This is a genomic window from Blastomonas ursincola (assembly GCF_013607875.1).
GTDB lineage: Bacteria > Pseudomonadota > Alphaproteobacteria > Sphingomonadales > Sphingomonadaceae > Blastomonas > Blastomonas ursincola.
This window is the reverse complement of sequence record NZ_VDES01000002.1, coordinates 894410-917580: the sequence shown is the minus strand read 5'-3', so window position 1 is coordinate 917580 and position 23171 is coordinate 894410. Positions and strand designations below refer to the sequence as shown.

The 23171-nt window shown below is 65.4% G+C and carries 25 protein-coding genes; 13 read left to right on the top strand and 12 right to left on the bottom strand.

The window, feature by feature from the left end; genetic code table 11:
• The first annotated feature begins 5 nt into the window (after nt 1-5).
• Nucleotides 6-410 (top strand): RidA family protein, encoded by a 405-nt coding sequence (locus FG486_RS10485; RefSeq protein ID WP_181267459.1) that lies wholly within the window; start codon nt 6-8, stop codon nt 408-410.
• Nucleotides 411-430: 20 nt separating this feature from the next.
• On the opposite strand, the gene FG486_RS10480 is transcribed toward FG486_RS10485, so the two are convergent.
• The 4 genes from FG486_RS10480 to FG486_RS10465 are packed head-to-tail and all read right to left on the bottom strand — an operon-like array spanning nt 431 to nt 4179.
• Nucleotides 431-1807 (bottom strand): FAD/NAD(P)-dependent oxidoreductase, encoded by a 1377-nt coding sequence (locus FG486_RS10480; protein ID WP_181267458.1) that lies wholly within the window; start codon nt 1805-1807, stop codon nt 431-433.
• A complete protein-coding gene (locus tag FG486_RS10475; RefSeq protein ID WP_181267457.1) occupies nt 1804-2085 on the bottom strand; it encodes a (2Fe-2S)-binding protein in 282 nt (93 codons plus the stop codon). Before FG486_RS10475 ends, FG486_RS10480 begins: the two co-directional genes overlap by 4 nt.
• Entirely contained in the window at nt 2082-3272 is a 1191-nt protein-coding gene (locus FG486_RS10470) for an NAD(P)/FAD-dependent oxidoreductase (RefSeq protein WP_181267456.1), read from the bottom strand. Before FG486_RS10470 ends, FG486_RS10475 begins: the two co-directional genes overlap by 4 nt.
• 4 nt (nt 3273-3276) lie before the next feature.
• On the bottom strand, nt 3277-4179 hold the full coding sequence (locus FG486_RS10465; RefSeq protein WP_338401604.1) for a dihydrodipicolinate synthase family protein: 903 nt from the start codon (nt 4177-4179) through the stop codon (nt 3277-3279).
• 171 nt (nt 4180-4350) lie between these two features.
• On the opposite strand from FG486_RS10465, the gene FG486_RS10460 reads away from it, so the two are divergent.
• Nucleotides 4351-5259: a LysR family transcriptional regulator gene (locus FG486_RS10460; RefSeq protein WP_181267455.1), complete on the top strand. Its 909-nt coding sequence runs from the start codon at nt 4351-4353 to the stop codon at nt 5257-5259.
• A 10-nt stretch (nt 5260-5269) separates the two neighbouring features.
• Here FG486_RS10460 and glmS read toward each other — a convergent pair whose 3' ends face one another.
• The 4 genes from glmS to glmU are packed head-to-tail and all read right to left on the bottom strand — an operon-like array spanning nt 5270 to nt 9321.
• Complete coding sequence (gene glmS, locus FG486_RS10455; protein ID WP_181267454.1) at nt 5270-7093, bottom strand: glutamine--fructose-6-phosphate transaminase (isomerizing); 1824 nt, start codon at nt 7091-7093, stop codon at nt 5270-5272.
• Nucleotides 7094-7108: 15 nt separating this feature from the next.
• Entirely contained in the window at nt 7109-7486 is a 378-nt protein-coding gene (locus FG486_RS10450; protein ID WP_181267453.1) for a type II toxin-antitoxin system VapC family toxin, read from the bottom strand.
• Nucleotides 7483-7914 (bottom strand): ribbon-helix-helix domain-containing protein, encoded by a 432-nt coding sequence (locus FG486_RS10445; RefSeq protein WP_082751189.1) that lies wholly within the window; start codon nt 7912-7914, stop codon nt 7483-7485. The genes FG486_RS10450 and FG486_RS10445 overlap by 4 nt, the downstream gene beginning before the upstream one ends.
• Nucleotides 7915-7962: 48 nt before the next feature.
• Nucleotides 7963-9321, bottom strand: a complete 1359-nt coding sequence (gene glmU / locus FG486_RS10440) for a bifunctional UDP-N-acetylglucosamine diphosphorylase/glucosamine-1-phosphate N-acetyltransferase GlmU (protein WP_181267452.1) — start codon at nt 9319-9321, stop codon at nt 7963-7965.
• A gap of 95 nt (nt 9322-9416) precedes the next feature.
• Here glmU and FG486_RS10435 point away from each other — a divergent pair, with 95 nt between their 5' ends.
• Together FG486_RS10435 and FG486_RS10430 are read left to right on the top strand one after the other, a co-directional pair.
• Nucleotides 9417-10106 (top strand): HAD hydrolase-like protein, encoded by a 690-nt coding sequence (locus FG486_RS10435; RefSeq protein ID WP_181267451.1) that lies wholly within the window; start codon nt 9417-9419, stop codon nt 10104-10106.
• Nucleotides 10097-10519, top strand: coding sequence for a GNAT family acetyltransferase (locus FG486_RS10430; protein ID WP_181267450.1), 423 nt, complete (start codon nt 10097-10099; stop codon nt 10517-10519). Before FG486_RS10435 ends, FG486_RS10430 begins: the two co-directional genes overlap by 10 nt.
• On the opposite strand, the gene FG486_RS10425 is transcribed toward FG486_RS10430, so the two are convergent.
• From FG486_RS10425 to FG486_RS10410, 4 genes are all read right to left on the bottom strand, one after another.
• Nucleotides 10516-11535 carry a nucleotidyltransferase domain-containing protein gene (locus FG486_RS10425; protein ID WP_181267968.1) on the bottom strand — a complete coding sequence of 340 codons (1020 nt, stop codon included), beginning with the start codon at nt 11533-11535 and terminating at the stop codon, nt 10516-10518. The two genes, FG486_RS10430 and FG486_RS10425, sit on opposite strands and share 4 nt — an antisense overlap.
• The gene (locus tag FG486_RS10420; protein WP_181267967.1) at nt 11532-12422 is read right to left on the bottom strand and encodes an HprK-related kinase A; all 891 of its coding nucleotides are present in this window, start codon (nt 12420-12422) and stop codon (nt 11532-11534) included. Before FG486_RS10420 ends, FG486_RS10425 begins: the two co-directional genes overlap by 4 nt.
• Nucleotides 12423-12518: 96 nt before the next feature.
• Nucleotides 12519-12830, bottom strand: a complete 312-nt coding sequence (locus FG486_RS10415; protein ID WP_066283288.1) for an HPr-rel-A system PqqD family peptide chaperone — start codon at nt 12828-12830, stop codon at nt 12519-12521.
• A 15-nt stretch (nt 12831-12845) separates the two neighbouring features.
• Nucleotides 12846-13274 (bottom strand): hypothetical protein, encoded by a 429-nt coding sequence (locus tag FG486_RS10410; protein WP_422125051.1) that lies wholly within the window; start codon nt 13272-13274, stop codon nt 12846-12848.
• Between the two features lie 193 nt (nt 13275-13467).
• Between FG486_RS10410 and FG486_RS10405 the strand changes: the two genes are divergently transcribed.
• The 9 genes from FG486_RS10405 to FG486_RS10365 all read left to right on the top strand — a co-directional run bounded on the left by FG486_RS10405 (nt 13468) and on the right by FG486_RS10365 (nt 23094).
• Entirely contained in the window at nt 13468-14766 is a 1299-nt protein-coding gene (locus FG486_RS10405; protein WP_181267449.1) for an ATP-binding protein, read from the top strand.
• A 204-nt stretch (nt 14767-14970) separates the two neighbouring features.
• Nucleotides 14971-16023: a substrate-binding domain-containing protein gene (locus FG486_RS10400; RefSeq protein ID WP_060977301.1), complete on the top strand. Its 1053-nt coding sequence runs from the start codon at nt 14971-14973 to the stop codon at nt 16021-16023.
• Nucleotides 16024-16031: 8 nt separating this feature from the next.
• Nucleotides 16032-17408, top strand: coding sequence for a phosphate ABC transporter permease subunit PstC (gene pstC / locus FG486_RS10395; RefSeq protein WP_060977223.1), 1377 nt, complete (start codon nt 16032-16034; stop codon nt 17406-17408).
• Nucleotides 17401-18696 (top strand): phosphate ABC transporter permease PstA, encoded by a 1296-nt coding sequence (gene pstA / locus FG486_RS10390; protein ID WP_066275601.1) that lies wholly within the window; start codon nt 17401-17403, stop codon nt 18694-18696. Before pstC ends, pstA begins: the two co-directional genes overlap by 8 nt.
• An 8-nt stretch (nt 18697-18704) precedes the next feature.
• Complete coding sequence (gene pstB, locus FG486_RS10385) at nt 18705-19490, top strand: phosphate ABC transporter ATP-binding protein PstB (RefSeq protein WP_181267448.1); 786 nt, start codon at nt 18705-18707, stop codon at nt 19488-19490.
• Between the two features lie 90 nt (nt 19491-19580).
• A complete protein-coding gene (gene phoU, locus FG486_RS10380) occupies nt 19581-20291 on the top strand; it encodes a phosphate signaling complex protein PhoU (RefSeq protein ID WP_231750002.1) in 711 nt (236 codons plus the stop codon).
• Nucleotides 20292-20322: 31 nt separating this feature from the next.
• On the top strand, nt 20323-21018 hold the full coding sequence (gene phoB / locus FG486_RS10375; RefSeq protein WP_023838588.1) for a phosphate regulon transcriptional regulator PhoB: 696 nt from the start codon (nt 20323-20325) through the stop codon (nt 21016-21018).
• Between the two features lie 139 nt (nt 21019-21157).
• Nucleotides 21158-22054, top strand: coding sequence for an SDR family oxidoreductase (locus FG486_RS10370; protein ID WP_060977303.1), 897 nt, complete (start codon nt 21158-21160; stop codon nt 22052-22054).
• Nucleotides 22055-22326: 272 nt separating this feature from the next.
• A complete protein-coding gene (locus tag FG486_RS10365; protein ID WP_181267447.1) occupies nt 22327-23094 on the top strand; it encodes a hypothetical protein in 768 nt (255 codons plus the stop codon).
• Nucleotides 23095-23171: the final 77 nt, after the last annotated feature.

Genomic DNA, 23171 nt, shown 5'->3' with positions numbered 1-23171 from the left:
CAGCCATGCCCAATACCCGTCTCAACCCGCCCTCGCTCTATGAAAGCACCGGCTTCGGCTTTTCCCACGCGACGGTGCAGGATGGCGGCCGGACCATCCATTGCGCCGGCCAGGTCGCCTGGGACAAGGACTGCAATGTCGTGGGTACCGGCGATCTCGCCGCACAGACCCGCCAGGCACTCGCCAATCTGAAAGAGGTGCTCGCAGCCGCAGGCGCCAGCCCGGCGGATGTCGTACGACTACGCACCTATATCGTCGATCACACCCCCGACAAGCTGGGCGTGGTGCTGCCCGAGATTGGCGCGTTCTACGATGGCGGCGTGCCCGCGCCCAACACGCTGATCGGCGTCGCCGCGCTCGCCATGCCCGATTTCCTGATCGAGATCGAGGCGACCGCCGCGATCGGCTGATGCGATCGGCTGGCCGCCGGTCAGTCGATCAGATCGGCAATCGCCACCGGGCGCGCCGGGAAGCGCGCGGTAAAGCCGCCGCCCGGTGCCGCGCCCTGTTCTGCGAGCAGCGCGCGCACGGCATGCTCGCACGAGCGGCCCTGGCACACCCCCATGCCCGCACGCGATACGAGCTTGAGCGCGCTCGCATCCTCGGGCCCTGCGGTCGCCCGGATCGCGCGGATCAGCGCACCGCGCGTCACATCCTCGCAGCGGCACAGGATCGTGGCATCGTCGGCGAGCCCCGCGATTGCCGTGCGCGGATCGGCGATGCGCGCGAGCAGATCGGCAAAGCGCTGCAGTTTCGCCAGTTCGCGGCGGATCGGCGCGGCACGGCGTTCGGCCTCACTCTCGCTCAGCAACCCATCGGCCAGAAGAATCCCGATCGCCGCCAGCCGCCCTTCGCGCAGCGCAACCTCTGCCCCTGCCACCCCGGTGGTCTCGCCCGCCGCGCTAAGGCCTTGTACGCTGCTGCGCTGCCAGCGATCGATCACCGCCGCCAGACCGCCCGTGCGCTCGCAGCGCTGCATCGCGCAGCCCGCCTGGCGCGGCAGATCGGCCTGGGGCAGGAAGCCGTAGCAGGTCGCGAGCACGTCGCAGGCGATTCTGGTGCCATCGGCGAATTCCGCCGCCTCGAGCCGCTCGCTGCCGATCGCGCGGACCAGCCGCTGCCCAAAGCGCACCGCCACGCCCGCGCGCCTGAGGTTCACAAAGGCCGCAGCGGCATCGCGGAACGGGCGCAAGTTGCCGAGCGGCAGCAGCGGATCGCGCAGCAGCTGCCCCACCATCGCACCCAGGCCCTGCGCGAAATGCACGCCTGCGACATCCGCCCCCGCCTTGCGCAGCTGATCGGCGACGAGCAGTTGCAACGGATGCGTGCCGGCCAGCACGAAGCGCTTGCCCGGCACGACCTGCTGGCTCTTGAGAAAGGCCTGCACGCCGCCCGCGCTCATCACGCCGGGCAATGTCCAGCCGGGAAAGGCGGTCGGCATGTCATAGCATCCCGCCGCGACCAGCACCCGGCGCGCGGCAATCGTCAGCCGTCCGTCGCGCCCCGTGGCCAGCAACTGGAAGCCGTCTGCGTCCCGGAACAGCCCCAGCACCGAAACCCCGCCGCGCCAGTCGAGCCCGGGCAGCGCCTCGCTGCGGTGAAGCTGTGCCTTGAGATCGTCATAGGTCGCGCCCGGCAGCCAGTCGCGCACGCCGAGGGTCGAAGGCGGCTGACGCAGGATCTGCCCGCCCATTCGGGGCTGCTCGTCGAGCATCACGACGCCGAGACCTGCGGCACAGGCGATCTGAGCCGCTGCCTGTCCGGCGGGGCCACCACCGACGATAGCAAGGTCGAACATCCCGCTCATCCGCGCCACACCTCCATGCCGAGCTCGACTGGAACGAGGCAGGCACGCAGCCGACGCGGCGGGCGGCCCAGCGCTTCCACCGTCACGAAACATTCGCCGCACGTCCCCATGTTGCAGAACATGCCGCGCGCCTGGCCTTCCAGGTCGGCGCGGAACACCGGCTGGTCGGCGGCGAGCAGCGCCGAGGCGAGCATCTCGCCGGGCAGCGCGGTCACCTCCGCGCCATCGACGCGGATGAGGATCGGCTCGGGATGGTGGGTGGCGATCCGGTGGCTCATCCCATGAACCCGTTGAGATGATCGAACCGGTCGGGACTGAACAGCGCGAGTTCTCCGTCGCCGCCGCGCTCTCCCGCCATCTCTGCCGCGAGCAGCCGGGCGAAGGTCGGCCCCAGGGTGAAGCCCGATCCGCCCGCCGCGACGTACAGGCCGGGCACCCGGCTCACAGCACCCACCAGCGGCAACTGGTCCGCCGTCAGCGCGACGATACCGGTCCAGCTGCGGATGATGTTGAGCGCGGCGACGCGCGGCACGGTATCGGCCGCCGCCTTGAGGTTCGCGCGCAACGCCTCGGGATCGATCGTTGCGGGCCGCGAGAGGTCGAAGCCGGTCTCGCCGCGCTGCAGGCGCGAGGCCCAGCCGCCGCCGATCAGGATATTGCCGCTTTCGGCCTGTTTCATCGACAGCCGCCGTCCGACATGCTGTACCAGATGGCCGATCATCGGTGCGGTCCGCTCGGTCGCGGTCATCGTCAGCCCTGCGGGGAAGACTGGCAGGTGCAGATTGAACAGCACGCCGGTCCTCATGGTCGCAGCGCCGGTGGCGAGCAGCACGCGGTCGGCGCGGACCTGCTCGCGCCCCTCGCCGCTGGCCAATGTGACCTGAAAGCCGATCGCCGATCGCCCGATATCGGCAAGCCGCGTATGCGAGCGCACCTCGGCGCCGCCTTCGATCGCGCGCGCGGCGAGCAGTCGGGTGATGGTGCGCGGGTTGGCATGGCCTTCATCGGCGAGCCAGGTGGCGGCGCGGATGCCTGGCGACAGATAGGGCGCGATCGCGGCCACGCCTGCACCATCGAGAAGCTGGGTCGGAACGCCGAATTCCGCCTCGCGCGCGGCCTTGCGCTCCAGCAGCGCCACCTCGGCATCGCTCTCGGCGACCATCAGCCCGCCATGCATGACGATCTCCATTGCGGGGCCGAACTGCTGATCGAGCGCGCGCCAGTCCTGGATTGCGAGCCGGTTGAGCGCGAGCACGCGGCTGGCCTGTTCGGCCAGCGCGGGCCCGTTCTCGAGAAAGCGCCGTTCGATCTGGAAATGCAGCGAGCCCGCATTCTGGCCCGACGCACCGCCATTGAGCTCGCCCGCCTCGACCAGCATGACGCTGGCCCCGCGCTCCGCCAGATGCCAGGCGGTGGCGCAGCCGGTCAGTCCGCCGCCGACGATGAGAACATCGACCGCGGTCATCCGCTCACAGCTTGCCGGCCTGGCGCAGCGTCGCTTCCACCTGGGCGCGGCCATGCGCGTCGACATCGATCAGCGGCGCACGCACCCCGCCCACCGGCATGCCAAGCGCGGCAAAGGCGGCCTTGAGCACCGCCGGGCCCGAGCCGAACCGGCCGACCAGATCGGGCGTGTACCACTGGTCCAGGATCATCCGGTCCTTCGCCCCGCAAGCGCGTGCGGCATCGAGGTTTCCGGCCCAGAGATGGTTGTAGAAATCGGGCTGGTCGCGGCCCAGCACGCCGCCCGCGCCCATCGTGCCATCGCCACCGGCGCCGTTCAGCAGGGTCAGTCCGTGTTCGTCCATCGCGAAACCGAAGATACGCACAGTTTCGCGCAACATGAAGAAGGTCTTGACGAAAAGATCGAGCCTGCCGGTCGATTGCTTGAGCGCGACCACGCCGTCCAGCCCGGCAATCCGCGCGAGCAGCTCGGGCGGCATGTCGATTCCGGTGCCCGGTGGCCAGTTATACACGCAGATCGGCAGCACATTGGCATCCGACACGGTCTTGTAGAACCGGAACAGTTCCTCTTCCGACGGGCGGACATAAGGCGGCGGGGTCAGCAGGATACCATCGAAGCCACAATCGCGGGCATGGCGGGCAAGGTCGATGCTGTCCTGCGGCGTGAAGCTGGTGCAGCCCGCAATGATCGGCAACCGCCCCTTCATCTGCGCGCCGACCAGCGAAAACAGGTCGCGCCGCTCGGCAGGCGAGAGGCTGGTCCATTCGCCGGTGGTACCGCCGATCACTAGGCCATGCATCCCTTCGGCCAGAAGCCATTCCAGATACGCGCCCAGCCGTTGCGGATCGAGCGCGCCATCATCGCTGAACGGCGTCACGATGGCGGGCAGATAGCCCCGCCAGTTCACTCTCGACCGCTTGTCTGCCACCTCAGGCAACTCCCCCAGGAAATTGTGTTCTCGTCACCCTGCGCCGATGTCTTGTGCTTCATCAATAGCAACGCAGGCCAATTGTCATTGCGTATCAGGCAACACTAAGCGACAAGCGTTTCATGCCCCATCGGCTCTAGGGAACGGTCCATGTCCGATATAGCATTGCGTTACCTCTACGAAACCGTGATGGCCGGTTCGATGCGCGCCGCAGGCGACCGGCTGGGCGTCGCCGCCTCATCGATCAGCCGCCAGGTTGCGCAGCTGGAGCTCGAATATGGCATGCCGCTGTTCGAGCGCGGCCGCCGCACGATCCAGCTGACCCAGGCGGGCGAGCTGGCGATCGAGCATTACCGTTCGCTGATGGCCAGCCGCGAATCGCTTTCGATGCGGATGGAAGAGCTGCGCGAGGCGCGCACCGGCATGGTCAGCCTGGGCGTCGGCGAAGGCTTTCTCGGCCCGTTCTTCAACCAGCTGATCGACCGGTTCCACCGCGAGCATCCGCAGGTCCAGGTGCTCAGCACGGTGACCTCGTCCACCGCGATCGTGCGCAGCGTGCTGGCGGACGAGGCGCATTTCGGGCTGGTGCTCTACACCCCGGCCGAGCCGAATATCCGCGTGCGCATTTCGGTGGACGAACCGCTGCGCGTCATGGTCGCGCCGACGCATCCGCTGGCAGGCATGGCACGCGTCTCGCTCGCCGATCTGGTGCAGCACCCGATCTGTCTGGGGCCGGAGGATTTCCTCATCCGCCAGCTGCTGCGCACCGCAGAGGCGCGGCAGCGGCTGTTCCTGGAGCCGGCGATCGTCATCAACTCGATCCAGGCGATGCGCGATCTGGCGGCAACGGGCAGTGTCACCACCGTGCTCCCCGAATTTTCCGCCCGGCCCGAGATCTCCGACGGGCGGCTGCTCGCCATCCCGCTCGACGAGACGATCGACACGGTCACGGTCAGCCTGATCACGCGGATCGGCCGTCAGCTCGAAAGCGCACCGCGACGGCTGCTCACCGCGTTCGAATCGGGCATGGCGCGCTGGGCGGCCACCGCCAGCCGCTAGCGATCCACCGTCACTCCACGGTGACCGATTTCGCGAGGTTCCTGGGCTGATCGACATCGGTGCCCTTGGCGACGGCGACGTGATAGGCGAGCAGTTGCACGGGCACGGCATAGACCAAAGGCGCGATGAGCGGGTGAACGCTGGGCATCTCGATCGTGGCGAGGCACCCTTCGCCCGCCTCGGCCAGGCCGTCTGCGTCAGAGATCAGCACCACCTTGCCGCCGCGCGCGCGCACTTCCTGCATGTTGCTCACGGTCTTCTCGAACAGCGGACCCGAAGGCGCGATGACGATGATCGGCACCGCCTCGTCGATCAACGCGATGGGGCCGTGCTTCATTTCGCCGGCGGCATAGCCTTCGGCATGGATGTAGCTGATTTCCTTGAGCTTGAGCGCACCTTCCAGCGCCAGCGCATAATCCGGGCCGCGGCCCAGATAGAGCACATCGCGCGCCTGCGCGATGGTGTGCGCCATCGCCTCGATCTCGGCATCGTGCGCCAGCGCGGCGTTGATCGCCGCCGGGGCCTCGATCAGGTGACGGACGATCTCGGCCTCTTCGGCCGCATCGAGCCTGCCCTTGGCGCGCGCCAGATTCACCGCGAGCGCGGCCATCACCGCCAACTGACAGGTGAACGCCTTGGTCGAGGCAACGCCGATCTCCGGCCCGGCATGCGTCGGCAGCAGCAGATCGACCTCGCGCGCCATCGAGCTGGTCGGCACGTTGATGATGCCCGCAGTGGTCACTCCCCCCGCCTTCATGTGGCGCAGCGCCGCAAGCGTATCCGCCGTCTCGCCCGATTGCGAGACGACGACGCCCAGCATGTTCGGGCTCAGCACCGGATCGCGATAGCGGAACTCGGAAGCGACATCGACCTCGACCGGAACGCGCGCGAGCTGTTCGATCCAGTATTTGCCGATCAGCCCGACATAGGAAGCGGTGCCGCAGGCGATGATCGTCACCCGCTCGATCGCCGAGAGTTCGAAATCCATCTGGGGCAGCGCCACCTGCTGCTCGACCGAGCGGATATAGCTCTGCAGCGTCTGCGCCACGACCACCGGCTGCTCGAAGATCTCCTTCTGCATGAAATGGCGGTGGTTGCCCTTGTCGATCAGCGCGCCGGTCACACCCGACAGCGTGATCTCGCGCTCGACCGGCTGGTTGTCGGCATCATAGACCTGCGCGCCCTCGCGGGTCAGAACGACCCAGTCGCCTTCTTCCAGATAGGCGATGCGCTGAGTCAGCGGCGCCAGCGCCAGCGCGTCGGAGCCGAGATAGGTCTCGTCCTCGCCATAGCCGAGCACCAGCGGCGAACCCAGACGCGCGCCGATCAGCAGATCGGGATGCTGGCGAAACGCGATGGCAAGCGCAAATGCGCCACGCAGCTGGGGCAACACCGCCTTGACCGCCTCTTGCGGGCTGTCGCCCGCCTCGACCCGCTCGCTCACCAGATGTGCGACGACTTCGGTATCGGTCTCGCTTTCGAAGGTGCGGCCGCGCGCGATCAGCGCATCGCGCAGCGACTTGAAATTCTCGATGATCCCATTGTGCACCAGCGCGACCTCGCCGGTAGCGTGCGGATGGGCATTGGCCGTGGTTGGCGCGCCATGCGTCGCCCAGCGGGTATGCGCGATGCCGACATGGCCGGGGGCAGGATCATGGCGAAGCACTTCGGCCAGATTGCGCAGCTTGCCCTCGGCGCGCCGTCGCACCAGCTGGCCATCGTGCACGGTGCAAACCCCAGCCGAGTCATAACCGCGATATTCCATCCGCCTCAGGCCATCGACCAGATCATCGACGACGTCGCGCCGGGCGAGAATTCCAACGATACCACACATGCAGCAAAACGCCTTTCAAAGCTGGTAGGGAACGCGGATGCCCGGCATTTCGGCCGGGAAATCCCTTGTATTACGTGTGACGAGGACGCGCCCTCGAATCTGGGCGGTGGAGAGAATGATGGCATCCATGGCTTTCAATCGCTCCCTCTCACGTCGCATCGAGGCAGCCCGCGCGGCGATTTCTTGATCGATCTCGTCAATGCCGAAACCTGACAGCAGAACCTCAGCCCGCTTCAAGCCAGCCCCTTGCCCCTTGGAAAGCACCTCAATCCAGACTGCGCGGCTCACCCAAATTCTGCCAAATTCCGCAGCCCGCATGAGTTCGGTTCTCGCCTGCGGGATGCCCCGAAGCATATCAATCAAAATGTTGCTGTCGAAAGTGAAGCTACTCAACGGCGTGTGCGCTTTGCTTTTTGTTCTGAACGCTCAGTTTGCTGGGTGTCGAGAGAATTGTCGGTTAAAACGCAGCCATCGCCTAGCTCACGTCCATTCTCTGCCAGCCAGGCCTTGTGCAACTCATGCTCCCGGTCATCCTCTGCATCGAAAAGGTCAGGAAATTCAGCGCGCACTTCAGGGTAATCAAAATCCCAAGGCCTCGTGGCCGAGGCTCGCTCGCGTCTTTGCCATTCAACTGCATCGCCAATGTCGTCGCGATCTTTCCATGCGCCGAACCCTTGGTCGATCCAGTCAAGCGGCTGTTCGGGTCGATAGGCAGCCACCGCCTCACGCAAGACCTGCGCCCGTGACTTGCCTTGCGAGGCCGCAAGCTGGTCAAGCCATTTAATGTCGTCTTCGGGGAGATCGGCGAGGATGCGGGGCATAGTGATATAATGATATCATATCATGATATCATGTCAAGGGCCACAGCTTCACCGGCCCTCGCGCTTCTTCTTGCGCATCGCGTCGTGGAAACGGTCGGCCCAACCGGGCTTGACCAGCTGTTCGGCGCGCACCAGGCGAAGCTCGCCATCGGCGACGTCGCGGCTGACGGCGCTCCCCGCTGCCACGATTGCATCGCGGCCGATCTTCACCGGGGCAATCAGCGCGCTGTTCGATCCGATGAACGCGTTCTCGCCGATCACGGTCTGGTACTTGAAATAGCCGTCGTAATTGCAGGTGATCGTGCCCGCGCCGATATTGGCATTCGCGCCCACAGTGGCATCGCCCAGATAGGTGAGATGGTTGGCCTTGGCCCCCGGCCCCAGCACCGCCTTTTTCATCTCGACGAAATTGCCGACCTTGGCGCCTTCGCGCATGTCCGCACCGGGGCGGAGCCGCGCGAACGGGCCGACCGAACAACCGCTGGCGATGGTCGCCCCCTCGATATGGCTGAAGGCGTGGATCACGACATTGTCGGCAATGGTGACGCCGGACCCGAACACGACATTGGGCTCGATCACGACATCGCGGCCCAGCACCGTGTCGTGCGCGAACCACACGGTCTCGGGCGCAATCAGCGTGGCACCATCGGTCATGGCCAGCAATCGGCGGCGCACCTGCCAGATGCGCTCGGCTTCCGCCAGTTCGGCGCGGCTGTTGATGCCGATCAGCTCGTCGGGATCGGTCTCGACCACCACCGCCTTGTCGCCATCGGCCAGCGCGAGCATGATGATATCGGGCAGATAATATTCGCCCGCCGCATTGTCGTTGCCGACGCGCTCGAGCAGCAGCCACAGATCGGCGGTACGCACGGCGGTGACGCCCGAATTGCACAGCTTGACTGCGCGCTCGGCATCGGTCGCGTCCTTGAACTCGACCATCTTTGAGATCGCACCGGTGTCATCGGCGATGATCCGGCCATAGGCCTTGGCATCATCGGGCACGAAGCCCAGCACGGCCACGCGCGGGGCGTCATCGGCGAGCAGCCGGTCTCTCAGCCGGGCGACGGTTTCGGGGCGCAGAAACGGCGTGTCGCCGAAACAGACGATCGCGATGCCATCGAACCCGGCAAGCGCATCCTTGGCCTGCAAAGCTGCATGCGCCGTACCAAGCTGTTCCGCCTGGTGCGCGATATCGACTCCGCGCGGCGCGACCGAGGCCTCCACCTGTTCGCGACGCGCACCCACCACGACCACCTGGCGAGCGGCCCCCGCCGCCTCCAGGCTGTCCAGCAGATGATGCAGCATGGGTTGCCCTGCTATCGGATGGAGCACCTTGTGCAGCTCCGATTTCATGCGCGTTCCCTGGCCCGCTGCCAGAATGATTGCTGCCAGCGGCTGCTCAGCCATTTCGTAACGTTCTCCGCGTTTCCCAAAGCAGATCGTGTTTACCCTTGGCACGAACTGCTTGCATCCGCCACCTTTTTCGGGCGATGCACTGCCCCATGACAGACTTTCCCTACCAAATCATTGGCTTTGATCTCGATGGCACGCTGCTCGACACCAGCCCCGAACTGACCGTTTCGGTCAATCACACGCTGGGTCTCGCCGGCTTGCCTCCGCTGACCCAGGAAGAGATCAAGCCGATGGTGGGCCTGGGTGCCAAGCACATGCTGCAGGTCGGACTGGAGCGCGCGGGCAACAGCGACCCTGAGGCGCTGCGCGAATATCTGCCGATCCTGCTCGACCATTATGGCGAGAATTTGGGCAGCGGCTCGCCGCCCTATCCGGGCCTGCTCGATGCCATGGCGCGCTTCGACGCGATGGGCGTGAAAATGACCATCGTCACCAACAAGTACGAGCGGTTCGCGGTCAAGCTGCTGACCGAGGTCGGGCTGATCGACCGCTTCGCCTGCGTCATCGGGGGCGACACCATGGGCAAGGGCAAGTCCAAGCCAGATCGCGCGCCGATCGACGAGATGATCCGCCGCTGTGGTGGCGAGCCGGGAGCGACTCCGGCAGCTTTCATCGGCGACAGCATCTATGACGTGATGGCGGCGCACAATGCGGGCATCCCGTGCGTCGCGGTCAGCTTCGGCTTCCTGCATCAGCCGGTGGACGAACTGGGCGCCGATGCGATCATCGACCATTATGACGAGTTCATCCCGACGCTGGAACGGATTGCGTGCCTGTAACCATCCGGCGCTTTCAGCTTGCCGACTTCGACGGGGTCGATGCACTGTGGACCGCCTGTTTCCCCGACGACCCGCCGCACAACCGCGCTGCGGTCGCAATCCCGCAGAAGCTGGCGTTCCAACCCGATCTGTTCTGGGTTGCGGAGGATGAAGCCAGGATCGTCGGCAGCATCATGGCGGGCTATGACGGCCATCGGGGCTGGCTCTACTCGGTCGCGGTGCTGCCCTTAGCGCAGCGCGGAGGCCTGGGCAGCCGCCTGGTGCGGACCGCAGAGCAGGCATTGCAGGCCCTGGGGTGCAGCAAGGTCAACCTGCAGGTGCGCGACACCAACGAAGCGGTGGCGGCCTTTTATGCGCGGCTTGGCTATGCGCAGGAGCCCCGGATCAGCATGGGACGTCGTCTGACACCCTAGCCCCGGTGCCCCTTGCGCCATTTGGTCCACAGATGCCGGGCGAGCATCGCCGGCGGCATGCGCAGCAGGTGCGAGCGGATGTAGAAGCCCTGGCGCGTGAGCTTGCGCGTCTTGCGGCCCCAGCCATCGACCGCGGTGATCCGGCGCAGGAAGAGCGCGTCGGCAACGCCCGGGCGGATCGGCCAGATTGCCGGAGTGTCGAACAACCGGTGTGCCAGACGCAGCGCACGCGCCACGGGCGCGGTCAACTGGTGCAGGCCCGCCCGCTCCTCGAGCGCGTCGCCAAAGTCCGGATCTTCGCTGCTGAACTGCCGCACCAGCCGGTCGATGTCCCACAGGTTGCGCATGCCCCCCGACAGGTCGCCATCGGCGATAAGATGCGCGGCGGCATGGCAGATCATGTCTGCAGGTGAGAGCACGTACAGACCCGACGGCACCTCTCGCGCATCGGCGATCAGCGCCGCGGCATCGGGCTTCGGCCCGGCGGTCAGCGGCAGGATGGTGTGGTGCACGTCGATCATCCGGTCGCGCTCCGCATGGATCAGCGGCGGCAGCTCGTGCATCCATTGCCGGTAATAGGCATCGTCATAGGGATCGGGCTTGACCCATTCCCAGCCCGAAGCGAGCAGCAATGCCTCGACCTGATCGAGCCCCTCGCGCGCGACGAGAATGTCGAGATCGCCGATCGACCGCCCGATGGCGGCATCCAGCCCGGCGGCGGCGAAGGCGGTGCCCTTGAGCAGCACCACGCGGCCCGGGTACCCGGCCAGCGCCATCTGCGCGCATTCGGCTTCCCATAAGGCCTGGCGCAGCCCCGCCGCGTTCGACAGGCGCACATCGGCAAGCACGCGCGCTGCCGGATAGGGGAGCGGCTGGTCAGCCATGATCTCGGCCAGCGTCCCGATCAGCGACAGCGCCCGGGCGGCCGAGAGCAGCCGTGTCCAGCCGGCGGCATCCAGCCGGGCGACCGATGCGGGATCGGTCAGCGCGCGCGCAACCGACCAGCCGTCGATCATGCCGCCGCCCTGTCCCCCCATTTGGCCCCCTGTTCGGACCAGAGCCGTTCGACCAGCTCGACGCCCTCATCGCCGGTGGCATAGTCGATCGCACAGGCGGGGACCGAGCGCACGAACTGGGTCAGCGCATCGAAGCCGCGTTCGCCCAAAGCGACATAATTGGTCGAGGCCTGTGTCAGGCGCACGAAGCTCTCCGCCTCGTCCATGCGGCGCACCGCGCGCGGAAAGCCGAAGCGCGGGAAGAGCAGCAGGCCAGGCCGCGTCTCGCGTGCCATCTGCTCGATCCATTCGGTGCGCGGGCGCAGGTGGCGGATGGTGCCCTTGGGCGTATCGCGCAGCACCGGGCCGAAGCGCGTCTCGTCATCGACCTCGCGCTCCATCGCGGCGATCGCCTGGTTCTTCAGGCTCACCGGGCGCGGGAATGGCGCGATATTGCCGCTATCAGGATCGAGCAGGACGAATTCGTCGCCCAGAAAGCGCCAGCCGCGTTCGGCCAGCAGCGCGGACAAAGTAGACTTGCCCGCGCCCGACAGCCCGGTCATCACGACAGCCCGGCCTTGGCGTGAAACGGCACTCGCATGCAGCAGCAGATGCCGCCGCCAGCCCAGCGCCATCTGCAGGTTCATCGCCATTTCCGCCGCGAGCAGGCCCTGTTCCAGCGGCAATGGCAGCGCATCGGGCAGCGTGAAATCGCCCGCAATGGCGACCTGCGGGCGGACGTAACGGCGCAGCGCCGATGTTGCCTGCAGCCGCACGGTGAAATCGGGCACCACCTCATCCAGAGGGTAATCGGCATAGAGCGCACGCAGCTCATCGATCGGCGCGCGCCAGTCGCTGCCGATGCGGAATCGAGCCGGTCCTACAGTGATGAAACAGGCATGGCGCATGGCAAGCGCCATATCGTTTGCGCCCCCGCGGACAAAATGGAAACAGGGGCGTATCGGGTCAGCGATGCAGTTTTACATCGCGCTGATGCAAGTGTGTCACGCCTCGGCGCGCAAGCGAACCAGTCCCAGCGCGGCAAGCTCTGCCAGCCGCTCGCCCAGCACCTGTTCGGGGCGTTCCTGCGGATCGTCGCCGACCAGATCGAATCGGCTCGCGATCTGCGCAACGAGCCGCTCAGCTGTGACAAATGTGTCGGTTCCGACAGCATCCAGCGCATCGAGCAGTTCGGGCACGGGTTCGGCCAGCAGATGCGTGATACCCGAAGGCGTGTGATAGATGGCCTCGAGCCCGCCCATCCGTACGCGCTTGAGCGCATGGCCGGGCAAGGCAGCATAGGCACGCTCGCTCACCGCCTGCGCCTCAGGTCAGCGGCGCGGCATCTGCAGCGAAGCGTAGCAGGTAAAACCGCTCTGCCCGTTCTGGAGCTTGCGGATATAGTTGAGATAGGCCTGCGACTGTTCGCGCGTGGCGCCCGGCAGGTTGCTGCCCTGCAGCGCCTTGCGCACCTCTTCCCCCGTGAAATCGCGCGGAGAGGGCGGGAAGGCGCCAGGCGTGTCGGGCGTCACCAGCTTGCCGGTGGGGTCGATATACATGCCCTTGCCGCGTTCGGGCACCGGGATCTGGCAGTTGAGCACCGACCCTGCGGTCTGAGCCAGCGCGGGACGGATGCTCACTACGGCAGACGTGGCGACAGCACCGATCAGCAAGGTCCTGCGTGCCGCATCGACGGTCGCACCCACCTCCACCGAATCGCTGGGAGTGGCGCCATCCATGTTGCTGTCATCAGCGTGCATTATCATCGTCCCAAACGCGCAAAATCGCAGCGCAAATATCGGCCAAAAAGACTAAAGACCCGTCACCGGCGCAAAGGCAAGGCCTTTGATCAGCTGTCCTTTGTCGGGACAAGGCGCGCCGCCGCCATGAAAATGCGCGCCGCCCCGATCATCGATGGCGTGGCCCAGCCAAGGCTGGTATAGCCCGCCCGACATGGGACAGGCCAGCGGAACGGGACTGAACGGCGGCCGCTTTCTCCTCGCCACGGCGGTGCTGGGCGCAGGGGTGGCGATCAGCCAGTTCGGCACAAACGGCATGGAGCAGGCGATGATCTGCTTTGCCGCAGGCATCGTCGCGATCGTCATCATGGCCGACCTGTCGAGCCCGGCCAAGCACAACCCCCAGGCCGCCGCACCGATCCGCGAGCCCGAGGTCAAGCCGATCAGCCAGCATCGCGACTTTACCAGCTTCATCGATGGCCTGGCCGACCCGGTGCTGGTGCTGACCGGCACCAATGTCCGCCGCGCCAACAGCGCCGCGCGCAAGCTGCTCGGCGAATATTGCGTCGGGGAGGATATCCGCCTGGTCATCCGCCATCCTGCCGCTGCCGATCTGCTCGCCGAAGGCACGCTGGCCAATGAAGGGCCGATCCAGCTGGTCGGCATCGGCAGCCGCGACCAGCGCTGGGAAATGCTGGTGCGCGACATGCCCGGTGGGGAACGCATATTGCACCTCTGGGACCGTTCGGGCGTCTATGCGGTCGAGCGGATGCGGACCGATTTCGTCGCCAATGCCAGCCACGAGCTGCGCACCCCGCTCGCCTCGATCAAAGGCTTTATCGAGACGCTCGAAGACAAGGAAGCTGGCGACGACCCCGAGATCCGCGCGCGCTTCCTCAATGTGATGTTCCGCGAAGCCAATCGCATGCAGAAGCTGATCGACGACCTGATCTCGCTTTCGCGCATCGAGGCGGAGAAGTTCCGCGTGCCCGATACCCCGGTCGACCTGCCCGATCTGATGCGCGAGGTGCAATCGGTGCTGCGCCAGAGCCAGCCCGAGCGCGGCGCGGATATCGTCGTCGATATCGGCCCCGACCTGCCACCGATGCGCGGCGACCGGGCGCAGCTTTCGCAGCTACTGCACAATCTCGTGTCGAACAGCATGAAATACGGCCAGGCCGGTACTCCGGTCACAATGCGCCTGCGCGCCTCGCGCAACGGCGCGCTGCTGCGGCTGTCGGTCAGCGATTGCGGCGAGGGCATCGCGCCCGAGCATCTGCCGCGCCTGACCGAGCGCTTCTATCGCGTCGATTCGAGCCGCAGCCGCGCAATCGGCGGCACGGGCCTCGGCCTGTCGATCGTCAAGCATATCGTCGAGCGGCACCGTGGCCGGCTGGAAATCGACAGCGAAGTGCAAAAGGGTACGACGATCACCATCACCCTGCCCGCCGATCCGCGCGGGGCCCAGGGCGATGCTTCCGCACCGGCCGACGAGCCCGCGCTGCCCGCCTGAGGGGCCACCGTCCGGACCCGCCGGAAGCGCTGTCACAAAAGCGTCACCTGATTGTCATGTTCGGGCAACGGCCCCTCCCTAACGGCCTCAACGGAAGGGGGCCAGGCAAAGGCATGATCCGCGTCGCGCGATTCTGCCATGTCCGCTGCCGCCGCCTTCATGGCCGGACGTGCGGCTGATGTTCTTGCCCAGAGAGGGGTCGACGTGTTGATCAGGAAGCTCGCCTTTGCCTGCCTTCCGGCGCTTTTGCTGGCCGGATGCAAGGACCCGGCGTCGACCAGCGAGGGCAGCAGCCGCAGCGAGATTCGCATCGTCGGCTCGTCCACCGTCTTCCCCTTTGCCAAGAAGGTGGCGGAGGAATTCGTCAATTTCGATCCCGAGCGCCGCTCGCCCATTCTTGAATCGACCGGTACCGGCGGCGGGGTGGAGCTGTTCTGCGCGGGCGTCGGCGCGAAAACGCCCGACATCGTCAACGCGTCGCGCCGGATGAAGAAGAGCGAGTTCGAGCGCTGCCAGGCCAATGGCGTCGATGGCGTGATCGAGATCGTGATCGGTTTCGACGGCATCGCGCTCGCCCAGTCGACCAAGGGACCCAAGCTGTCGCTCACGGTCGAGGAATTCTACACCGCGCTCGCCGCCCAGCCGTTCGGCAAGGGCCCCAATACCGCGATGCGCTGGCCGGATATCAATCCGGCGCTGCCCGATACGCGAATCAACATCTTCGGCCCGCCCGCCACCTCGGGCACGCGCGATGCGCTCGAAGAGATCATCATGGAAAAGGGCTGCAAGACCGATCCGGCGATCAAGGCTTTGTCAGATAGCGACAAGGAAAAGTTCGAGGACATCTGCCACTCGATCCGCACCGACCAGGCCTATACCGATACGGGCGAGAACGATAACCTGATCGTCCAGAAGCTTTCGACCAACCCCGATGCGGTCGGCATCTTCAGCTACAGCTATCTGGCCGACAATGCCGACACCGTGCGCGGCGTGCCGATCGGCGGCGTCGAGCCGAGCTATGCGACGATCGAGAACGGCACCTATCCCGGCGCGCGCACGCTCTACATCTATGTGAAGAAGAAGCATGTCGACGTGATCCCGGGTCTGCGCGAATTCGTCGCCGAATTCCTTCGCGGCGGGGAGCATGAGGGCTATCTCACCCGGATCGGCCTGATCGCCGCGCCCGACAAGACCCGCACCGAGATGCTCGGTCGCATCAAGTCGCTCACCGCGCTCGACGGCGCGGACCTGAAATAAGCAGTGTCATGACCATCACCGCCACCTTCTTCCTGATCGCGGGCCTCGGCCTGATCGCCTGGGTCTTCGCCCGCGCGCGTGCCGGACGCTTCATCCAGTCGGGCGTCGCCAGCGTCCATTCGCTGCCCAGCTATCACGGCTGGTATGCCGCGATGTGGGCGGTCGTCCCCGCCATCCTGTTCCTGCTGGTGTGGAGCACCATCGCGCCGGCGCTCGGCAGTTACCAAGTGCTCGAAAGCCCGCTAGCCGCAGGGCTTCCCACCGATGCCTTCGAACGCGCAGCGATCCTGTCCGAAGCGCGCGCGCTGTCGCACAATCCCGACCTCAAGGTGTTCAACGACGCCGCAGTCAGGCTTGCGCCGCTCTATGAAGCCGCGGACAGCAAATATGCGATGATCGGCGCGCTCGCCGCCTTCCTGCTGTGCTTTGCCGGCGGCGCCTTTGCCTTTACCCGCATCCGCCCGGATTTCCGCGCGCGCACCCAGGTCGAGCGGACGGTGATGTTCGGCCTGCTGCTCGCCTCGCTGATCGCGATCCTGGCGACGCTCGGCATCGTCGCCTCGCTGATCTTCGAGACGATCCGCTTCTTCGGCATGGTCTCGCCGTTCGAATTCCTGTTCGGGCTCGACTGGAACCCGTCGGACAAGGTCGTCGATGGCCAGGCCACCGGCTTCGGTGCTGTGCCGCTTTTCTGGGGCACGGTGTTCATCGGTGCGATCATCGCGATGCTGGTCGCGATCCCGCTGGGCCTGATGAGCGCGGTGTATCTGACCCAATATGCCAGCGCCAATGTGCGCAAGTGGATGAAGCCGATCCTCGAGATTCTCGCGGGCGTGCCGACCGTGGTCTATGGCTATTTCGCCGCGCTGACCGTGGCGCCTGCGCTGCGCAGCTTTGCCGTGTCGATCGGCATCACCGACGCAAGCTCGGAATCGGCGCTCGCGGCGGGCCTGGTGATGGGCGTGATGATCATCCCGTTTGTCTCGTCGATGGCCGATGACAGCATCGCCGCCGTGCCCGGCAGCATGCGCGACGGCTCGCTCGCCATGGGCGCGACCAAGAGCGAGACGATCAAGCAGGTGCTGATCCCCGCGGCGCTTCCCGGCGTGGTCGGCGGCGTGCTGCTCGCGGTCAGCCGCGCGATCGGCGAGACGATGATCGTGGTGATGGCCGCAGGTCTGGCCGCGAACCTTACCGCCAATCCCTTTGCCAGCGTGACAACGGTGACCACGCAGATCGTCCAGCTGCTCACCGGCGATACCGATTTCGACAGCCCGATGACGCTCGCCGCGTTCGCGCTGGGCCTGACGCTGTTCGTCGTCACGCTGTTGCTCAACATCGTCGCGCTGCAGATCGTCAAGAGATACCGGGAAGCGTATGACTGAGGCCCTGACCATGACCGCAACGCCCCCGACTGCAAGCCCCTCGTCGCGCAAGACCGACTGGATGGGCGATGCCATGCAGCGCCGCATCGCGCGCCGCTATGCCGCCGAGCGCCGGTTCAAGTTCCTGGGCCTGGCTGCGGTGGCCGTGTCGTCGCTGTTTCTCGCCTTCCTGCTCGTTGTCATGGTCGGCAACGGGGCCAAGGGCTTCGTCACCACCGAGGCGACACTGACGATCGACCTGCCCGCGGCCACCGGCAGCATCTCGCCCGATCAGCTGACCGGGCCGCAGCTTTCCGCCACCATGGCCTCGATCGACGTTCGCCGCATCTTCGATCAGGCCGTGCAGGCGCAATATGGCGAGGATGGCGCGCGCTATTTCGCCAGCACCGCCTGGACCGCCTTGCGCGACCAGCTGGTCGAAAATCCCAATCTGGTGATGGGCGAGACCAGCTTCTGGCTGCCGACCTCGAGCGATATCGACCGCGCCGCCAAGGACCGTTCGACGCCCGAGGCCGAGCGCGATTATGCCGCGCTCACCAAGGCAGGCGAAGTGCGGCAGAGCTTCAACATGCAGTTCCTCACCGGCTCGGACGGCACCGACCCTGCGCGCGTCGGCATCTGGGGCGCGCTCAAGGGCTCGCTGATCACGATGGTCGTGACCCTGTTCCTCGCCTTCCCCGTCGGCGTGCTGGCGGCGGTCTATCTCGAGGAATATGCGCCCAAGAACCGCTTCACCGACCTGATCGAGGTGTCGATCAACAACCTTGCCGCCGTCCCCTCGATCATCTTCGGCCTGCTGGGGCTCGCGGTGTTCCTGCAGTTCCTGTCGATGCCGCGCTCGGCGGCCCTGGTCGGGGGCCTGACGCTCGCGCTTATGACCATGCCGGTGATCGTCATCGCCGCGCGCAACGCGATCAAGGCGGTGCCCCCCTCGATCCGCGAGGCGGCGATGGGCGTGGGCGCGAGCCCGATCCAGGTCGTGTTCCACCATGTGCTGCCGCTCGCCATTCCCGGCATCATGACCGGCACGATCATCGGCATGGCGCGCGCGCTGGGCGAGACCGCGCCGCTGCTGATGATCGGCATGCGCGCCTTCACCACCACCCCGCCCGATGGCCTGACCGATCCCGCCACAGTGCTGCCGGTGCAGATCTTCCTCTGGTCGGACGAGGTCAATCGCGGATTTGTCGAAAAGACCTCCGCCGCGATCATCGTCCTGCTCGTCTTCCTGCTCACCATGAACGCGATTGCCGTATACCTGCGCAACCGCTTCGAAACCCGCTGGTAACCCGATCCATGCTCGACAATCTGGCCTCTGCCAACACCAAAGCAAAAATGTCCGCGCGCGACGTGCGGGTCTTTTATGGCCCCAAGGAAGCGATCAAGGGCGTGTCGATCGATATCGACATGGACAATGTCGTCGCGTTCATCGGCCCCTCGGGCTGCGGCAAGTCGACCTTCCTGCGTACGCTCAATCGCATGAACGACACCATCCCGATCGCGCGGGTGGAGGGCGATATCACGCTCGACGGCGAGAATATCTATTCGAGCAGCATGGACGTGGTGCAGCTGCGCGCACGCGTCGGCATGGTGTTCCAGAAGCCCAACCCCTTCCCCAAGTCGATCTACGACAATGTGGCGTACGGCCCGCGCATCCATGGCCTCGCCCCCAACAAGGCCGAGCTCGACCAGATCGTCGAGAATTCGCTGGTGCGCGCCGGCCTGTGGAACGAGGTCAAGGACCGGTTGCAGGACAGCGGCACCGCGCTTTCGGGCGGCCAGCAGCAGCGGCTGTGCATCGCGCGTGCGATCGCGGTCGATCCCGAGGTGATCCTGATGGACGAGCCCTGCTCGGCGCTCGACCCGATCGCCACCGCCAAGATCGAGGAACTGATCCATGAGCTTCGCGGCCGCTATGCCATCGTCATCGTCACGCACAACATGCAGCAGGCCGCGCGCGTCTCGCAGAAGACCGCGTTCTTCCACCTGGGAACCATGGTGGAATATGGCGACACGTCGGATATCTTCACCAACCCGCGCGAGGAACGGACGCGCGACTATATTACTGGCCGTTACGGCTGACCGACACCACATGCTTAAGCGAAACGGCTTGGCAGCACGGGGATACGGGGGTCCCGCCAAGCCTGGCATCGCAACGAACGGAATTTCTTGATGAACCATAGCCTGAACGAACACACCCTGAAGGCCTTTGACGGCGACCTCATCACCCTGCGCGGGCTGATCGCGGAGATCGGCGGGCGCGCCGAAAAGGCGGTCGAGGGCGCGATGGCCGCGCTCGCCAACAACGACCATGATCTGGCGCGCCAGGTGGTCGAGGGCGACAAGCGCATCGACGCGCTGGAAGAGCAGATCGACCGCATGGTGATCCAGACGATCGCACTGCGCGCGCCGATGGCGGACGACCTGCGCGAACTCGTCGCGGCGCTCAAAATCTCGGGCGTGGTCGAGCGCATCGGCGATTATGCCAAGAACATCGCCAAGCGTGTGCTGCTGATCGATGCCGACCAGCAGATCGATGCCGCGCGGCTGCTGCCCGCCATGGCTGACGCGACCCGCCAGCTGGTCGACGATGCGTTCACCGCGTTTGCCAAGCGCGATGCCGACCTTGCCGTCGCCGTCTGCGCGCAGGACAAGACCGTCGACGATTTCTACAACAGCATCTTCCGCGCGCTCATCGCGCACATGATCGAATATCCCGAACATGTCGGCGCGGGCACGCACCTGCTGTTCATCGCCAAGAATCTCGAACGGATCGGCGACCACGCCACCAATGTGGCCGAAATGGTTTACTTCGCGGTCATGGGCCAGTCGATGAACGAGCGCGAGCGCGGCGACGACGCGCTGGCGCCCGGCAGCGACTGACCGGACCTTTTGAAACGAAAGCACGATACCGATGACGACTCCGCATCTGCTGCTGGTTGAAGACGACATGGCCTTGGCCGAATTGGTGTCCTGGCATTTCGACAAACAGGGCTTCCGCGTCAGCCAGACCGCCGATGGCGAGGAGGCGATGCTGATCGCGCGCGAGGAACGGCCCGATATCGTGCTGCTCGACTGGATGATCGAGAATCTGTCGGGCATCGAGGTCTGCCGCCGCCTGCGCCGCGACAACGATACCTCGAACATCCCGATCATCATGATGTCGGCGCGCGGCGAAGAGGAAGACCGGGTGCGCGGGCTCGACATCGGCGCGGACGATTATGTCACCAAGCCCTTTTCTCCGCGTGAGCTGATCGCGCGGGTCAACGCGGTGCTGCGCCGTGTGCGCCCCGCGCTCGCCGGCGAGGCGCTGAGCTTTGCCGATATCGAGATGGACACGGTGGGCTACAAGGTGAAGCGCGCCGGCCAGACCATTCCGCTCGGCCCCACCGAGTTCCGCCTGCTGCGCCATTTCCTCGAGCATCCCGGCTGGGTGTTCTCGCGCGAGCGGCTGCTCGACAGCGTCTGGGGGCATGACAGCGATATCGAGATTCGCACCGTCGACGTGCATATCCGCCGTCTGCGCAAGGCGCTCAACGCCAATGGCCAGCCCGATATCATCCGCACCGTGCGTTCTGCCGGCTATGCGCTGGACAGCGAACTGGCCTGATCGCCGTAGCGTCAGCTCTGCTTGACGGACGCGTAAAGTTGGATGCCCATGGCTTGGCGCTTGCCAAGCGCTTCAACATGGCTAAAACCCGCGCCATTCCGCGTGGCAATGCCGCGCATTCAAGAGAGGGATGCTTGCCATGACCATCAGTTTCAAGGACCGCGTTGCCATCGTCACCGGTGCAGGCGGCGGCCTCGGCCGCGCCTATGCGCTCGAGCTTGCCGCGCGCGGCGCGAAGGTTGTCGTCAACGATCTGGGCGGTGCGCGCGACGGCACCGGCACCTCGGACGCGGCCGAAAAGGTTGTCGAGGAGATCAAGGCCGCAGGCGGCGAAGCCATGGCCAATGGCGGATCGGTCACCGAATACGAGCAGATGGTCGAGATGGTCGCCAAGGCCAAGGAAGCCTGGGGCGGCGTGCACGTGCTCATCAACAATGCCGGCATCCTGCGCGACAAGAGCTTCGCCAAGATGGAGCCCGCCGATTTCGACCTCGTGGTGAAGGTCCACCTCGTCGGTTCGGGCTATTGCACCAAGGCGGTGTGGGAAACGATGCGCGAGCAGAATTACGGCCGCATCCTGATGACCGCCTCGTCGACCGGCCTGTACGGCAATTTCGGCCAGGCAAACTATGGCGCGGCCAAGCTGGGCCTCGCCGGCCTCACCAAGACGCTGTATCTCGAAGGCGCGAAGAACAACATCAAGGTCAACACGCTGGCTCCCGTCGCCGGAACGCGCATGACCGAAGATATCTTCCCGCCCGAAGCCTTTGCCCAGTTCAAGCCCGAGAACGTGGTTCCGGCCGCGCTCTACCTGGTCTCTGAAGAGGCACCGACCAACATGATCATCGGCGCGGGCGCAGGCGCGTTCCACGCGGCCTATGTCACCATGACCCAGGGCGCGGCGCTCCCCGAAGGCGAGCGTACCCCCGAAGGCGTGGCGCGCATCTTCGACAAGATCATCGATCGCACCGGCGAAACCGTGCCGCAGTCGGGCAGCGAACAGGCGATGACGATCATGCGCCTGCTGCAGGGCTGATCGGGACAGCGCAACCCAATTGCCGTCACCCCCGCGATAGTGGGGGTCCCGCTTCTCGAATGTCGAGGTAGAACAGCGGGATTCCCGCTTTCGCGGGAATGACGAGAGATGCTGGCTAAAGTTACGAGAAGAAGGGCGCGGCGAGCGATCGTCGCGCCCTTCTTGATTCCGCGCCGAATTAGTGCACCGCCATCGCGATTCATCACTAGGTGACATTCGACTGCTATTCCTGCTGGCATCGGAATTAGCTTTGGATGGCAGGGGCGTTGAGCATGTTAATTTCAGGCGGCTTGCGCGGCGTAACGGCCCTGATGGCTGGCCTTGTCGTGCTGCTGTCCGGCTGCGGCACCGCCTTGCCCGATTATCGCTATCGGCTGACAGTGGAGGTCGAGACACCCGAGGGGTTGAAGACCGGCTCCAGCGTGATCGAGGTGTCTACATCGACGACGAGCAGCACCAGCATTCCCAGCCCCGGCGCGGTGCGGCATCGACTCAACGGCGAGGCTGTCACGATCGATCTGGGGCAGCACGGAACCTTGTTTGCTCTGCTGCGGTCGGATGTTGACGTCGATTGGGCGACAAATCTCCTGTTTCTCCTGGCTCCGGAAGTGGGCGCAGTCCGGGATGAGAATGGCAAATATGACTCTGACGCCTCGTTCAGAGCACGATATGAAGCCATGCTGCAAAATCGTCGGCTGATCGTGCTGCCCAGGACCTTTCACCATATCAGAGTTCTCAGGGATATGCCTGCCCGCCCGATGCTGGTGCGCTTTCGCGACATAACCGACCCGACGACTGTCGAGCGCGTCGATCCGGACGATCTCGCGGCCAGTTTCGGCGAGGGCGTCAAGCTCAGGCGCGTGACGGTTCAGTTGACCGATGATCCCGTGACCACGGGGATCGAGAGGCGTTTGGGCTGGATAGATAGCTACCGCTTGAATAAATTTGACGGCAGCAAATCGCGTATAACTGACAGGCGTAAGAAAGATCTCGCAAGCCAATTATCAGCAGGATCGTTCAGTACGGAGTTTGCGAAATGAACGCAGATGTTTTTCTGCCCGTTCTCGCGATGGATGCACTCAACTTACCGTGACGGGCGTATTCTCCGACAAACAGC

Excerpts from the sequence above, each read along its gene's own strand:
- FG486_RS10435 (WP_181267451.1), top strand. The coding sequence starts at position 9,417 with ATGACAGACTTTCCCTACCAAATCATTGGCTTTGATCTCGATGGCACG.
- pstA (WP_066275601.1), top strand. The coding sequence starts at position 17,401 with ATGACTGAGGCCCTGACCATGACCGCAACGCCCCCGACTGCAAGCCCC.
- FG486_RS10485 (WP_181267459.1), top strand. The coding sequence starts at position 6 with ATGCCCAATACCCGTCTCAACCCGCCCTCGCTCTATGAAAGCACCGGC.
- FG486_RS10475 (WP_181267457.1), bottom strand. The coding sequence starts at position 2,085 with ATGAGCCACCGGATCGCCACCCACCATCCCGAGCCGATCCTCATCCGC.
- pstB (WP_181267448.1), top strand. The coding sequence starts at position 18,705 with ATGCTCGACAATCTGGCCTCTGCCAACACCAAAGCAAAAATGTCCGCG.
- FG486_RS10370 (WP_060977303.1), top strand. The coding sequence starts at position 21,158 with ATGACCATCAGTTTCAAGGACCGCGTTGCCATCGTCACCGGTGCAGGC.
- pstC (WP_060977223.1), top strand. The coding sequence starts at position 16,032 with ATGACCATCACCGCCACCTTCTTCCTGATCGCGGGCCTCGGCCTGATC.
- FG486_RS10405 (WP_181267449.1), top strand. The coding sequence starts at position 13,468 with ATGGGACAGGCCAGCGGAACGGGACTGAACGGCGGCCGCTTTCTCCTC.
- FG486_RS10410 (WP_422125051.1), bottom strand. The coding sequence starts at position 13,274 with ATGCACGCTGATGACAGCAACATGGATGGCGCCACTCCCAGCGATTCG.
- phoB (WP_023838588.1), top strand. The coding sequence starts at position 20,323 with ATGACGACTCCGCATCTGCTGCTGGTTGAAGACGACATGGCCTTGGCC.
- FG486_RS10460 (WP_181267455.1), top strand. The coding sequence starts at position 4,351 with ATGTCCGATATAGCATTGCGTTACCTCTACGAAACCGTGATGGCCGGT.
- FG486_RS10365 (WP_181267447.1), top strand. The coding sequence starts at position 22,327 with ATGTTAATTTCAGGCGGCTTGCGCGGCGTAACGGCCCTGATGGCTGGC.
- FG486_RS10420 (WP_181267967.1), bottom strand. The coding sequence starts at position 12,422 with ATGCGCCATGCCTGTTTCATCACTGTAGGACCGGCTCGATTCCGCATC.
- phoU (WP_231750002.1), top strand. The coding sequence starts at position 19,581 with ATGAACCATAGCCTGAACGAACACACCCTGAAGGCCTTTGACGGCGAC.
- FG486_RS10425 (WP_181267968.1), bottom strand. The coding sequence starts at position 11,535 with ATGATCGACGGCTGGTCGGTTGCGCGCGCGCTGACCGATCCCGCATCG.
- FG486_RS10470 (WP_181267456.1), bottom strand. The coding sequence starts at position 3,272 with ATGACCGCGGTCGATGTTCTCATCGTCGGCGGCGGACTGACCGGCTGC.
- glmS (WP_181267454.1), bottom strand. The coding sequence starts at position 7,093 with ATGTGTGGTATCGTTGGAATTCTCGCCCGGCGCGACGTCGTCGATGAT.
- FG486_RS10445 (WP_082751189.1), bottom strand. The coding sequence starts at position 7,914 with ATGCCCCGCATCCTCGCCGATCTCCCCGAAGACGACATTAAATGGCTT.
- glmU (WP_181267452.1), bottom strand. The coding sequence starts at position 9,321 with ATGGCTGAGCAGCCGCTGGCAGCAATCATTCTGGCAGCGGGCCAGGGA.
- FG486_RS10480 (WP_181267458.1), bottom strand. The coding sequence starts at position 1,807 with ATGAGCGGGATGTTCGACCTTGCTATCGTCGGTGGTGGCCCCGCCGGA.